This window comes from Nitrosomonas supralitoralis (assembly GCF_003011925.2).
Lineage (GTDB): Bacteria > Pseudomonadota > Gammaproteobacteria > Burkholderiales > Nitrosomonadaceae > Nitrosomonas > Nitrosomonas supralitoralis.
Window position 1 is genome coordinate 1 of record NZ_PXXU01000019.1, and the last position, 13,781, is coordinate 13,781.

14 protein-coding genes and 1 pseudogene are annotated in these 13,781 nt (G+C 41.8%); 4 read left to right on the forward strand and 11 right to left on the reverse strand.

The window, feature by feature from the left end:
• From C7H79_RS07700 to C7H79_RS07710, 3 genes and pseudogenes are all read right to left on the reverse strand, one after another.
• Positions 1 to 288, reverse strand: a pseudogene (locus tag C7H79_RS07700) (IS3 family transposase); the annotation flags it as partial.
• 432 nt (positions 289 to 720) lie between these two features.
• Complete coding sequence (gene tilS / locus C7H79_RS07705) at positions 721 to 2,076, reverse strand: tRNA lysidine(34) synthetase TilS (RefSeq protein WP_106706708.1); 1,356 nt, start codon at positions 2,074 to 2,076, stop codon at positions 721 to 723.
• Positions 2,045 to 3,013 carry an acetyl-CoA carboxylase carboxyltransferase subunit alpha gene (locus tag C7H79_RS07710; RefSeq protein WP_106706709.1) on the reverse strand — a complete coding sequence of 323 codons (969 nt, stop codon included), beginning with the start codon at positions 3,011 to 3,013 and terminating at the stop codon, positions 2,045 to 2,047. The genes tilS and C7H79_RS07710 overlap by 32 nt, the downstream gene beginning before the upstream one ends.
• 306 nt (positions 3,014 to 3,319) lie before the next feature.
• On the opposite strand from C7H79_RS07710, the gene msrB reads away from it, so the two are divergent.
• The 3 genes from msrB to C7H79_RS07725 all read left to right on the forward strand — a co-directional run bounded on the left by msrB (position 3,320) and on the right by C7H79_RS07725 (position 5,625).
• Entirely contained in the window at positions 3,320 to 3,844 is a 525-nt protein-coding gene (msrB, locus tag C7H79_RS07715; RefSeq protein ID WP_106706710.1) for a peptide-methionine (R)-S-oxide reductase MsrB, read from the forward strand.
• A 91-nt stretch (positions 3,845 to 3,935) separates the two neighbouring features.
• The gene (msrA, locus tag C7H79_RS07720) at positions 3,936 to 4,502 is read left to right on the forward strand and encodes a peptide-methionine (S)-S-oxide reductase MsrA (RefSeq protein WP_258577625.1); all 567 of its coding nucleotides are present in this window, start codon (positions 3,936 to 3,938) and stop codon (positions 4,500 to 4,502) included.
• Positions 4,462 to 5,625 carry a cupin domain-containing protein gene (locus tag C7H79_RS07725; protein ID WP_242447199.1) on the forward strand — a complete coding sequence of 388 codons (1,164 nt, stop codon included), beginning with the start codon at positions 4,462 to 4,464 and terminating at the stop codon, positions 5,623 to 5,625. Before msrA ends, C7H79_RS07725 begins: the two co-directional genes overlap by 41 nt.
• Positions 5,626 to 5,828: 203 nt before the next feature.
• Here the strand turns inward: C7H79_RS07725 and C7H79_RS07730 are convergent, their stop codons facing one another.
• The 8 genes from C7H79_RS07730 to C7H79_RS07760 all read right to left on the reverse strand — a co-directional run bounded on the left by C7H79_RS07730 (position 5,829) and on the right by C7H79_RS07760 (position 11,964).
• Complete coding sequence (locus tag C7H79_RS07730) at positions 5,829 to 6,299, reverse strand: DUF2325 domain-containing protein (RefSeq protein WP_172592382.1); 471 nt, start codon at positions 6,297 to 6,299, stop codon at positions 5,829 to 5,831.
• A 265-nt stretch (positions 6,300 to 6,564) separates the two neighbouring features.
• Positions 6,565 to 7,029, reverse strand: a complete 465-nt coding sequence (gene bfr / locus C7H79_RS07735) for a bacterioferritin (protein WP_106706714.1) — start codon at positions 7,027 to 7,029, stop codon at positions 6,565 to 6,567.
• 245 nt (positions 7,030 to 7,274) lie between these two features.
• Positions 7,275 to 7,463, reverse strand: coding sequence for a hemin uptake protein HemP (gene hemP, locus C7H79_RS07740; RefSeq protein ID WP_106706715.1), 189 nt, complete (start codon positions 7,461 to 7,463; stop codon positions 7,275 to 7,277).
• 359 nt (positions 7,464 to 7,822) lie between these two features.
• Positions 7,823 to 8,257, reverse strand: a complete 435-nt coding sequence (locus C7H79_RS07745; protein ID WP_106706716.1) for a c-type cytochrome — start codon at positions 8,255 to 8,257, stop codon at positions 7,823 to 7,825.
• Between the two features lie 9 nt (positions 8,258 to 8,266).
• The gene (locus C7H79_RS07750) at positions 8,267 to 8,776 is read right to left on the reverse strand and encodes an SCO family protein (protein WP_106706717.1); all 510 of its coding nucleotides are present in this window, start codon (positions 8,774 to 8,776) and stop codon (positions 8,267 to 8,269) included.
• A gap of 75 nt (positions 8,777 to 8,851) precedes the next feature.
• Positions 8,852 to 9,013, reverse strand: coding sequence for a hypothetical protein (locus tag C7H79_RS17900; RefSeq protein ID WP_172592383.1), 162 nt, complete (start codon positions 9,011 to 9,013; stop codon positions 8,852 to 8,854).
• Positions 8,998 to 10,335, reverse strand: a complete 1,338-nt coding sequence (locus C7H79_RS18410) for a multicopper oxidase domain-containing protein (protein WP_197714610.1) — start codon at positions 10,333 to 10,335, stop codon at positions 8,998 to 9,000. The genes C7H79_RS17900 and C7H79_RS18410 overlap by 16 nt, the downstream gene beginning before the upstream one ends.
• Before the next feature lie 93 nt (positions 10,336 to 10,428).
• The gene (locus C7H79_RS07760) at positions 10,429 to 11,964 is read right to left on the reverse strand and encodes a cupredoxin domain-containing protein (RefSeq protein WP_106706718.1); all 1,536 of its coding nucleotides are present in this window, start codon (positions 11,962 to 11,964) and stop codon (positions 10,429 to 10,431) included.
• Positions 11,965 to 12,704: 740 nt separating this feature from the next.
• Here C7H79_RS07760 and C7H79_RS07765 point away from each other — a divergent pair.
• The gene (locus tag C7H79_RS07765) at positions 12,705 to 13,727 is read left to right on the forward strand and encodes a J domain-containing protein (protein ID WP_242447194.1); all 1,023 of its coding nucleotides are present in this window, start codon (positions 12,705 to 12,707) and stop codon (positions 13,725 to 13,727) included.
• Positions 13,728 to 13,781: the final 54 nt, after the last annotated feature.

Sequence of the window (13,781 nt, forward strand, 5' to 3'; positions counted from 1 at the left end):
AAGTTCCAGCTCTCGATAGATACGATACACGCGTTTGTGATTCCATTCAAAACCCTTCACATTGCGCAAATAAAGGTAGCATAGACCAAAGCCCCAACGTTTGTGACAGGTCGTCAGCCGTAGCAACCAGTCGGCGATTTCCTCGTTCTCAGCGTTGAGTACCCGGCGATAGCGATAGCAGGTCTCAGAAATGCCAAATGTTGCACAAGCCAGATCGATACTAACCGTCTTGTTCTGTACCACCCACTGCGCTATCACCTTGCGCTGTTGGGGCTTTACCACTTTTTTCCAAGCACCTACTTCAGAAATTCATTCTGCATCTGGCTTTCCGTAAATCGCTCCTTCTTCATCAGTAAAAATCCTATTCGTTTAGGATAGAAAATTCTACTGTATTGCACCTTTAATATAGGGGAGGATTACCGTTTTTACTTAGTCAGTATTTGAACGATCAGTTGTGTATCAGCGATATCATCTTGTATAAAAAGATTTCGGGGGATGTTTAGTTACTGGTAGTAAATTTTTTAGATTCACTGCTTAAAATAATTTGTCAAGAATTACAACTTTCTCATCAGATGGTGCTAATCAATCTAAAACGAAATTACTTCCAATAGATCCTGCATTTTCAGTGACAAAAACCATTTAGCTTTCGTAAAAGGAAGTAGTTTAGAATGATAGTTTTTGATTTGAGAATCCGTTTAATATATACATAATTCCCTGTTATTACATAGAGTACCATATAGGTAAGATTCCTAATTCATCTGGTTTTGCTTGAAATTCACAATCAATTCCGATACCAGGAACCCATATCAGTTTTTCTCCATAAAACATTAAAGGTAACGAGTTACGTTCCCATGGTGGAATTGACGCTTCCTGCAGCAAGTTTTTTAAGCTTCTGCGAGGGCGATTACAGGCCGGCATAAAACGTTCTCCGCCTTTACGTGCACGAATAGTGATTAGATGATCAGTAGATATTTTTTTTTGGTTAATACCTTGGCTTGTTACTTTTGTAAAATGGATAGCGCCATTAAAATGATGCAATACGAGTTGCGTTTCTCCATTCCAAACATAATGAGTCGAACCTAGAAGTAAGGATTTATGGGGTAGGATATAAATTGAACCTTTGTGACAGCGAATTTCAGCATTGCCAAAACTGATATGAGGTTGGCTATCTGGTTCTGCCGTCAAAATCTGATGCAAAATCGTTTCTAACTTTACTTTGCTGGGAGGAATTATGCCCTGCTGCAACAAGTTGTAACGTAGAATATTTTTTGCACGTGGAAAACTAAGTATACGCATGCGATCAACTTGAAGCTTTCCTGAAACCAGACAATGCTCGCTATCTATAGCGGCTAATTCATCCAGCAGTAACGAAGCTTCGGAAAAATGTCGACTGACACGTAATAATGTTTTAGGATAGTTAGGGTATCGCTTTTTTACTAGCGGCAAGATTTCATGCCGTAGATAATTTCTATTGAAAATGATGCTGTCATTACTTTCATCGTTAATCCAGGCTAATTTGTTCAATCGCCCGTAGGTTTCTATTTCGTTGCGAGATATTTCTAACAATGGCCGAAGTATCTGCGGTACTGAATTAGGTAGTTGTTTTCTAACTAAAGGCATGCCACATAATCCTTTTATGCCAGCACCTCGAAATAATTGTAATAATAATGTTTCTGCTTGATCATCGATATGTTGCGCTAGCACCACATAATTTGCCTGTATCTGGTTGAATACGCGATATCGTTCTTCTCGAGCGATTGCTTCAAGACTTTCGCCAATTTCTTTTTTAATTTTTAAATAAGCAATATAGATAGAAATTCCATACGAGTGACAAAGATCGCAACAGAATTTACTCCAAAGGGTTGCATTGCTACTAATGCCGTGATTAACATGCACGGCAGAGAGCGTGAAAGGCATTTCCTTGGATAGTGTGGCGAGTATATGCAGCAACACAACTGAATCAACACCGCCACTCAAAGCGATGACTAAGTGGTCACCTGGTTTAATGTATGCAAGTAATACATCCTGAATGTTGCACAGAATGTTATTCGACTTTAACTTCCTTGAATGAGCCATATGTCATAAGACGTTCCAGTCGTTTTTCTAAGAGTGTTTCGATAGAATAATCTTGGAGTTTGCGAAGAGATTCATATAAAACATTTTTTAACGATTGCATGGCTGAAGGATAATCACGATGTGCTCCACCCACAGGCTCAGTAATTATACTATCAATCAAATTAAAGGATTTTAACCGATCAGCTGTTATGCTCATGATCTCAGCAGCTTCCGGTGCTTTATCAGCACTTTTCCATAAAATTGATGCGCAGCCCTCAGGCGATATTACTGAGTATGTAGCATATTGCAACATATGAATCACGTCGCCTATTGCTATCGCTAAGGCTCCTCCAGAACCGCCCTCCCCAATAATTACGCAAATGATGGGAATTCTGAGCTGTGCCATGACATAGAGATTCTTACCAATGGCTTCCGATTGCCCCCGTTCTTCTGCATCAATGCCGGGATACGCACCAGGGGTATCGATAAATGTAATTAACGGAATAGAAAATTTTTCAGCTAAGCGCATTAAACGCATTGCTTTGCGATATCCCTCCGGCTTCGGCATACCAAAATTTCGGTAAATTTTTTCCCTGGTGTCACGACCTTTTTGATGCCCAATTACCATGATAGTTTGGCCGTTAAAACGAGCCAGACCGGCTACAATAGCATGATCGTCCGAGAAACTACGGTCACCGTGTAATTCCTGGAAATCAGTAAATAAGTGTTCGATATAATCCAGCGTATACGGGCGTTGCGGATGCCGAGCAACTTGTGAAATTTGCCAAGGTGTTAATTTTGCATAGACATTTTTTGTGAGTGACTGACTTTTTACTTGTAAACGAGCAATTTCTGCTGAAATATCCAGCGCAGAATCATCTTGTGCGAAACGTAATTCCTCTATTTTTGATTCAAATTCAGCAATACTTTGCTCAAATTCCAGAAAAGTTATTTTCATGTAGGCTGAGATATAATCTTAAAACTGTGATGATACAGGATTTGTAGAAAAATCTGCACGGTAGAGTGTGTCAGAAACTAAATGTCCATAAATAGTCTCAAATTTAAAACTGTACAAGAGATTTAGGCAGTATTGAATTGTTCAGTTGATTTACGGATTGATGGTAAAAAGAGCAGAGCAGCAATTATCATAGGACTGGTTTATTTGTTTATTTTTTATCAATGAATTGTAAATTAATATCTTCCAATCTTTGCTACTACCCGACAATCTCGTTAGATATCGCTATTAATGTTGTGAGGAATTCATATGAATAGGCGTACTTTTCTCCGAGGAATCAGTTTGACCACTATATTACCTGTAACGACATTTTTGACTTTTGAACAACTGCTTGCGCAAGCGATGAATGATGCAATGGTTGAACGGTTGAAAAAACCTTATGAAGAATGGCGTGACTTAGTGTCTCCAGAAGCATTTCGGGTATTGTTTCAAGAGCATACTGAGGATCCGGGTAGCAGCGAATTGAATCACGAACATAGGGAAGGAACTTTCATATGTGCTGCCTGCTATTTGCCTTTGTTTGAGAGTCAGTACAAGTATGAGAGCGGAACGGGATGGCCAAGCTTTACACAACCAATTTCTGGACATGTCGGTACTAAGCGAGATTTTAAACTGATTATCCTCAGGATTGAATATCACTGCGCACGATGTGGAGGGCATCAGGGCCATGTGTTTAAGGATGGTCCGCCACCCAGAAAGGAACGATGGTGTAATAACGGAGTAGCGCTGAAATTTGTTCCAATAGTTGACCAACTACCGGCGCTGAGGGGGTAATTTTATGTGGGAGCGAGTTTTTCGTCAGCAATATTTTTTTAGTATAATTTTCTTGTTTATTTTCTTGAGTGCATGCCATCAAATTGACTCAATGATTGCTGAGTCGGAACCCGCTTATTTGACTAATGAGAACTTAGACACTGCAGTTTTTGCAGGCGGCTGTTTTTGGTGCACCGAATCTGATTTCGACAAAATGGAGGGTGTTGTGTCAACGATATCCGGTTATATTGGAGGTGCAGTTGCAAATCCAACCTATGAGCAAGTTGTTGCTGGTAAAACGGGACATGTTGAAGCAGTTAAGGTTTATTTTGATAAAACAAAAACCAGTTATTCCACGTTATTGAATGCCTTTTGGTTTACAATTGATCCGTTAACTCCCAATCGGCAGTTCTGTGATTCTGGTTCGCAATATCGTAGTGCGATTTTTTATCGCAATTCTGAGCAAAAAGAACAAGCTGAAATTTCAAAAAAGACGATTGATCTATCAGGACGATTTAGTAAGCCCATAGTTACTGAAATTCTGCCAGTGACTGAATTCTACCGGGCTGAAGAATATCATCAAGATTATTATTTAAAGAATCCTTTGCGATATAAGTATTATCGGAACAATTGTGGACGTGATAAACGCTTGGAAGAATTGTGGGGAACTAAGCATTAATAATAAGATTATTTCATTGGGAGGGATTTCCTCCAAGGAATTTCTAAGAGATTACTGGCAAAAACGTCCGCTGCTGATCAGAAATGCATTGCCTGGCTTTAATGGTTTGTTAACACGTGATGAGCTGATACAGTATGCATGTACTGAAGACGTACAATCCCGCCTGGTTGCGCAGAAAAAAAGCGGATGGCATCTTAAGCATGGTCCATTGAGTAGCGATGATTTTGCCAAATTGCCAAAAAAACAATGGACTTTACTAGTACAGGAAGTGAATCATTTTCTTCCTGCCGCGCGTAATTTATTAAAGAAATTTTGTTTTATCCCACATGCTCGCCTGGATGATTTAATGGTGAGTTACGCACCCAAAGGCGGTGGAATCGGACCGCATTTTGATTCTTATGATGTGTTTCTGTTACAAGGTATGGGATCCAGGCGCTGGCAAATATCTGCTCAACAGGATGATCAATTTATTCCGGATGCCCCACTGAGAATTTTGAAAAATTTTTTGCCGGAACAAGAATGGATACTTAATGCTGGTGATATGCTTTATTTGCCTCCAAAATATGCGCATAATGGTATCGCCGAGGTTGATTGCATGACTTATTCGATTGGTTTTCGCGCACCCAGTTCACATGAATTGATGACGCAATTTCTTGTTTATCTACAAGATAACTTAGTAACGGAAGGGAGGTATGCAGATCCCGGCTTGCGATTGCAAGTTCACCCATCAAGAATTAACGCAGCAATGCTGTCCCAAGTAGATTCGATTCTGAAAAAAATTAAATGGAATCGCAATGAGATTGAAAATTTTCTGGGCGTTTATCTTTCAGAGCCAAAATCTCATGTTTATTTTGAACCGCCGACAAACCCTCTGAGTCCGGCTTCCTTTCGACAAAAAATTATTAAGAGTGGCGTGCAACTGAACTTGAAAAGTAGAATGTTAAGTGGCGCCAACAAGTTCTTTATGAATGGTGAAATTTTTGATGTTGGTAATGATACATATCCTTTACTGCTAAAGCTTGCAGATGATCAAGAAATTTTGCCATCTTCAAATATGAATGAAGAATCTGAACAAATACTCTATCAATGGTATATCAATGGATACATCGAAGTGGTTAAATAGGATTTACTAAGAAATTCAGAATACCTCAATAGGTTGTCACGCCCGATTTGTAATGGGTTGGCAGAAACGAGCAAATGCGATTTTTCTGAGTATGCTTATATTTGTCGTTCAAAGTGTAAGTTTGACGAAAAATTTCTTCAGACAAATAAAACCTGAAACAGCTTCAGCAGCTTAATGATCAGGCAACAAAATACCAGTTAAGATTAGTGTCCAATTCTGTATGATTTCTCTGTCATCATTATGGTTAACATACGAATGCCCATGCTAAAACTATTGACTGCAGAGCGATCAAGTAATACACATGGCTTGCCGGAAAACCTGCAGTAATATTTGATGGTCTGGAATGCTTCATGATTGACACAATCTACTGGGCAAATAATCATATCGGCTATTTTTTCCATAAGTTGAAATAAATTATCCAAGGTATCATTTGAATCGCCATGAAAAGATACAAAATTACCACCAGAATTTTTTACTATCTGATCATACTCTGGATATAGTTTGATTTTGCCGCCAACACATAAAATGGTTTTTCCTTGCAATGGATAATTATGGTTTTTGCAATTATTGATTTCTAACGAAGTTGATGCCTTAATCAAAGGCGCCCAGTTCATAACGCTAGAGTTTCTAATTGAAACTGAAGGTTTATTGACAACTCTTTGTTTGAGCAGCATGAAGCTTTGCTTCAGCAAATGAGCTAATTTAGCAAATTTGTAACTACATGATAACGAAGTATCTGCATGCGCAGCAAGAAAGTTATGAGAGTGAGAAATAGTGCATGATGTAGCCATGACAGCCTGCTTCTTGAAAAATTTCATAATAAAATTTCCTTCAAATCATCAGCAAAAAAATTGGCTGGCTGACCTGAATAAAGAGCAGGCTGGCTGGCTGAAAGTACCGCTGGAGAAGGAAGAGAAAACTCCAGCAGTAATGAGAAAGCTATATCTGGCTTTGTAACCAGTTATGAATACCGACTTTTTGCATGACACCGAGCTGGATTTCCAGCCAATCAATATGCTCCTCGGTATCTTCGAGAATATGTTCAAAAATCTCTCGTGATGCAAAGTCTTGGACTGATTCACAGGCTGCTATCGCAGACAGCAGAGTTTCTCGTGATGTAAGTTCAAGTTTCAGATCACAAGCAACACATTCTTCAACGGTTTCACCGATTAGTAATTTGCCTAGATCCTGCAAATTTGGCAAACCTTCCAGAAGCAGAATTCTTTCAATCAAAAGATCGGCGTGCTTCATCTCTTCACAAGATTCTTCAAATTCGTGTTTTCCAAGACTGATAAATCCCCAACTCTTGTACATGCGAGCATGCAGAAAGTATTGGTTAATGGCAGTTAGCTCGTGTTGTAACTGCTGATTTAGCCAGCGAATAATATCTGCGTTACCTTTCATTTTTAGCTCCTAAAACAAATATCATTATGTGGACTCAATTCATGAGCAGAAATCTCTTCAGGCATTGTTAAATTGTTTGTGGCATCGAATTTTCACTATGTCGCAAACAATGTGTTACTGAAAATACCTGCCATGAATCCACGTTATATTTCTACTTACCTTCACCGCGGTTCAGATGATTTTAAGTATAACGATTCCATTGATAACTTCAGACATCAATATACATGATATGTGCGTACAATCCACTATTTGTTCAGGATTAACTTGCCATTGCGTGTGCGACGCAGTGTGTATCGTTCACCCTTATGCAAAATAATCACAACATCACCACTTTTAAATAAGGAATTGCTATCTATTAATGCATGTAAATCAATTGGCTCTGATTGATTTACATTCACTGTACTACTGGATTGCGATAGAGTTGCTGCATTCATAATTAATATTCAAATGATAATGAGAATTGTTCTCATTATATAGATGTGCAGATAAAACGCAAGCACTTTTTAGAAACAGGTTTAGAGCATAACGAATGTGAATCGTATATCGGGCGATTGCGAAATCTGCAATTGCATTAGCATGACAATACCGTTTTCACGCTAATTGGCATTATTGAATCGGGGGGCTGGAATTCCTGGATTTAGTAGCGACTTTAATCTGGATTGTGCGGGAAAGCGTGGCGATGCCCGTCAAAATCTGAATAATAGCGAAAGCATAAAGTTCTTTGGTTTAACGGGCCGTTGAGGAACTATCTGCGTTGCTGCTACGGTGTTAAAAGCACGAACAAAATACTCACTTATTCAGCAACGCTATGTTGCTCTGCTATATTGCGACTCTCGGATGCCATATAGTCAATAAGGTGCCCCACGTCAATGTCGCTAAGCTGTAAGTTGGGCATAGGTATTTTGTATCTTACAAATAGTTCCAGGGCGATGGGATCCTTTTCTGCCAGCATTTGATCCGGAGCCTTCAGCCAACGGATAAGCCATACTCTGTCCCGCCGGTCTACTACGTTCAAAAGATCTGGTCCGAGCCTGTCGCCTTGGCCCATAGTATGGCAGGCAGCACAACGGGTGCGATAAAGATAATGTCCGCGTGAGAAATTTGGTACCTCGGGAGCATTCTCAAAGCTTTTGGTATTTTTCTGATGCACCATACCGTCGAACATTCGGTAGCCGATAAGGTTTGCCAGCCCTTTCGGATTTTCGAAAGGCGAGCGTTTGATCCACATTCCGGTTGCTTAATTGCCGATGATCATGTTGATGTTATGATCCTGGCTATCACCGTTCTCGATTTCATCTATGGATAAGCCAAATTTTTTCTGTAACAGAATAATATCGTCTTTCTTGCCGGTAAGAAATGTCCAGCCAGGTCGTACATTAAATTTATCGGCATATTGCTTAAGGATTTCAGGAGTATCCTGAACCGGATCGATACTGATGGAATACATGAAGATATCCTGGCCAACACGATTCCCAAGAATACTTTGCACCTCACGTAAGTGCGCAGTTTCCAGCGAGCAGCTATTCGGACAACTCGTATAAATAAAGTTGATGACAACTACTTTATCCTTGATAAGATCCTCGTAGAAATAAACTGCTTTCCCCTCATGAGTAATGAGTAGTACATTGGGAAAATGATTCGCGCCTCGCGCTCCCTTTGAATCGGAAGGAATCATTCCAAGCGTCATAATGGTCGCCAGAAGCAAAACTGCTATCACCCTTCTACTGATTGAGACATATTTATACATAACATAAAATCCACGGATGTATTGGTAGTAACCAGTAGATATAAAAGCAAGAGCACAGCGCGCTGCTTCTACTACTCACATTTCCATGATTCCAGAAAAATCAGTTGGATTATGAAACCTGGCTATTAAATCCAAATACAGCTGGTCCACGACAGATTCATTAAAAACATCCACGCCGGTGAATTGTGCCAATGACGGCTTGATCTCCAGCGTGGTGTCGGCTACAACCCCGGACAATCGGCAGTGACGCCAGAAGGACAGAGCAGATCGCTTGCCTGGTTATGATTAAAGAAATCCTGAGCGACTTCAACATCGCCACTAGCGGCAGTCGGAAGTGTAACGCTGTCCGTATAGGTGCATCCATTCCACTTCGGTTCTGGTGTCAGGAAGGCTTTAAGCTGGCCAGGATTATTGACGTCCCACCGTTGCAACAGTGCATGATCCTCGTGTTGGGTATTGTGACAATGTGACATATAGGTGCCGCCAAACTCCCGGAAGCGGATAGCAAAAGTGACTTCACCTCCGCTATCGTCAAGGTGACCCAGGCGATAGATGTCTTTGCGCGCCCATTTTTCCCATTCGGGTGGAGTCTTGCCGTCGCGCGTCAGGATCCGTCCTTCCTCGATATGGACATGTACGTTGTGACTCCATGAATTGCCGCCATTTACCAGATGCCAGATCTCGAGGTCACCCATTACCGGTGCAGCAGAAACCCGGTGCGGATTCATGCCCAGCGAATCTCCGCCATCGGTCTCAATACCCCATGGTTTTGGAGCATGTACAGGCAGCTGCTCAAACTCGGTTAGATTCGCAGATTGGCCGTTGATATCATACGTGAAGTTATTGCCGGGACGATTGGGGGCCGGGCTGTTCTTCATGCGGGCTTGCGTGATAATGACGGGCTCCATATCAGTGGCAGCTCCTCTTCCATAAACAAAGGTACGATGCTTGGCATTCTCGAGTTCTGCTGCGCTAATCGCGGGTAACGGAATCATTTTCTGTTTGCCGGGAACATAGTCAGCAGGCCTCATGCTCTTATCCGTGCAGTTGTATTGCACTACCCTGAGCTCCAAAAACTTGCCAACAGCAGTGTCGCAATTGCTATAGTTCCCGGACAGCACTTTTGCAAGCGGCACCATGCGTTTGGGTTCCTTGCCATCTTGATGCTCCAGCAGTTGAACCATGTAAATTTTATCGCCGGGTTGAATACCTGCGGTATTGTTTGTGCTGAAGTCAACAATAATGTCATAACGCTCTGCGATCGCCTGTGTCGACAGGATTCCAAAATGATCCCACTTGTTTCCGTCAGTATTCAAATCCATGCTGCCGTCAAAAGGCACCGCGTGTTCCATGATATTGCCGTCGTTAGCAATCATATGAAACGGCACCCGATCATACGAAACATCCGCGGTCTCGCCAGGAAACTTTCCGCTATTATTGGTACGTTTGATGACCATGGCAATCCTGAAAAAACGCGACACATCGGCATTCAGAATACGGAAACGGTATTGCCGCGCACGTACGTTTAAGTAGGGATCAAAAAGCCAGTTGACTGTCATGCGGTCACCGATGAAACCATCCTCATTGAAGGTTGCAAACCATAGTTGGCCAGTGGTGTCGTTAACTTTTGTACCGGTATAGGAAGCGGTATCCTACCCCCAGGCTTTACTGGCAAGTAACAGGTTGATATCGTAGTCGCGGTTACCCCAGCTATACTTTCCCATGGCGCACCCGCTGGGGAGCCTCAGGTTTACGCCATCGTTCAGACATTCGTTACCACGATCAATGGCGCTGTAGTAATTCATCATCGCGGCGATACCTTTGTAGACATTCTGGGCATTGAAGTCGAGCATATGATCATGAAACCAGTGGGTACTCATAATCTCGCGCCAGTCGCCCGGGATATTAATACGACCCTCTGCAGGGCAAGTCACTCTTGTCTTGGTATATGAGGTTGGGGGCGTTGCACCTGGCTTACTGATGACCATCTTTTCTCCAGGCAAGCATGGCGTCGATGCCATTTTGTCGGTGGCATCCTTGTTGATGGAATCATACCCAGCCGGGGTCATAGGCCAGCGGTAATCATAAAATTGACCGGGGAGAAAAAAAGCATGGGTATACCCGTCACTTTCAGCCGGTGTATGGCCATTGTGTTCATGTGTTGTAATAAAGTGATTGCCAAACCCGCGATTTGCCTCGAACTTGATGGGCAGTCCATTATGGTTACGGAACAGTATTGGCTCTCCATAACGTACCATGAGCAGTTTTGGCGGAAATGTCCCATTGAAAGTCCAGAGTGATTGAGGATCCTGCACCGGCATGGAAGGATGAAATCTAGGTTGTATACCTGCCGTTGTGCCTTCAAATCCAGGCTGCCCGGTCGTATTATGATACAGTCCGCCGGGGCCAAATTCGCCTGATTTATATTGATGCTTCTGGAATTGATTGCGATGCCCGCGATTATCCTGGGCGCCGGTTACCACTGTCTCGACCTTTACCTGAGGATAAAACTCTTGCCATCTCTGATGGCCGTATTGTGGTCCTGGTGGCCTGCCATCATTATAAGTAGTCAACAGTGCTTCCGGTGTTAGAGGGTGCAGTGGACCCGTATGGGTATCTTCGATGACATCCTGCCAGGGATTGGAAACGTTATTGTTGCGCATCATGGTTGGAAAGGGGTGTATTTCCTGTGCCAGATAATCGTCCATCGCTGCGCCATTCACAGAGCTATAAGTATCAGATGGTTTTGGCAAGCTTAGGGTGCAGTTGGTGCATGGCTTCCGCAATTTAGTGGCACCAAATTCCTCAAATAGCAACATCTGCTGTGTAAATGATTCAGCGCCGAAAACTGGACTTGGCGTGCCATCTGTAGGAACATTGCAACGCCTGCCACCATCACCGCCACCACGTAGTCCTGCTGTAAGCGCTGGGTTTGAAGCATCCACGGGACTGTTACCAACAGCCTGCTCGACAGTCGCACCAAGGGCAGAAACCGATCGTAAACTTAGCAATCCGCAGAATGCTACTAGAGCGGTGATTTGTAAAACTACATTGCGCTGATTATGTTTGGTTGATGCAGCTAGAGTCGTGTTCCCCGCTGTTTTAAGAAACGCACGTCGCGATTCATTGGGTGGAGAATTCGCATCAGTATTATTGCCTTGATTAGATTCATATTCGTCGAACTTCATGATTTATCCCCCCTACATATCAAGTTGTTTTTCTAAAACACGCACTGAGTGCGTTTTTAATATGCTATGGCTCTAGAAAACTTATTCTGACTATCATCAACTGGAGCAGTTAATGAGATGAATGCCATCCCCTCTTACTACTTAAATTGATCATTCTGATCAATTAAGCAATTCTTAGTCTAAAATACCTTTCCATGTTTTAAATCAAGAGCTAAAACTAATATTCCTCCTCTTGTTTTTAGTTGTTCATTTATTTTTTAACTTATTTATCAAGTCAGATTATTCTTAAAAAATATACATAGAAAGTGACAAGACTCCTGAATTTGCACTGATGGTGTCCTGTAACTGTCCTATACATGTCCAATATTGTGTAGGAATTATTACTGTCAGTTAGCTGCATCTAAACGATAATAGAGAAATGAAAAACTCGGCGGTTCTATACAAATACCATCGATTTTCCATGTGAAATCATTTTGTACGCAGCGCAGCTATTACTGATTTAACTTGATTTTGTGGATATCGAAGCGATTTTGAATGAAAAGGAGAGGGCTATGATTATTTTGAGAGGCTATAAGCTGTTAGCTGATGTCATCGCCGGCGTTGAATTGATTGAACTCATTCAACAAACAGGAGATCCAGAACAGGCAACTGCTTGATTCTCCATGCACCAGTGATGGGTGCGTTTATAGCAATACATATTGATCAACAGCGCAGATAATTAGATTAATAAGGTGCTAAAATTGCCAGTAATCATGATTGAACGGCGTAATTTCTATCGAATTCTTCATATCCAGCCTGATGCACCGATGGCGGTGATTAAGCAAAGCTATTGGGTATTGATGCAGAAACTTCAGACTTATCCTGAACTGGCTTGTTCGGATTGGAACGTGAATTTACTTAATCTTGCTTATAATACGTTAACGGATCCACTCCAACGAGCTGCATATGATCAAGAGTTATTAAATCGCTATCATATTAAAATTCTTAGCCAGGGTGCATTAGGACCCCACATTAAGTTTGATGCAGAGCAAAATGAGAGAGAACGTGCAGATAGCTTAAATCAGCGTAATTATTATCGGATTCTTCAAGTTCAACCCGATGCACCAATTACTACGATTAAGGCAAGTTATCAGATATTAAAGAAAAATTCTTTACAAGATACAGGATTGCTTGATGAAGCCTACCGCATTCTATCTAATTCGGCGACACGCAAGCAGTATGATGCACTTTTAGCGAGCACATTATTTCATGCCACGAAAGAAACTGCGCATGAGAAAACTACTCTACCGCAATTGATCTCTGTACTAAAAGCGTCAGAAAATTCTGTCAAACCATATCGTGCAATGATTACGCATTATTGCTGTTTCTGCAAGACGCCCTATATTCCGCAAACAGGCTTATATCAAAGTGAAAGCTGTTTGGAATGCGCAAGTCCACTGATGCTGTTACATTACGAAAACCTGGAGTCAACTCGTCGCACCATGAAGAGAATTGCCGTACGAGGAGAGTTGTCTTTTTACCTGTTTTGGCCGGGGCAACCGGATCAAGGTGTATTTCAAGATTTGTCGCCTGCGGGGATACGCTTTCTGACTAATGTGATACTGGATTTCAAAGACGTTATCAAAATCGACGCGCCAAATTTTCAGGCGGTAGCTGAAGTAACGCATAAGCGTCACGAAAGTAATGGAATCTCTGTGGGTACGCGCTTTATTGCGGTAAAATTTGATCAGCAACATGGTAACTTTATCACATTGCGAGTTTAACATCTGTTGGTGAATTTCTGTGTTGACGATTCGGTATTAGAAACAAACTTAAAT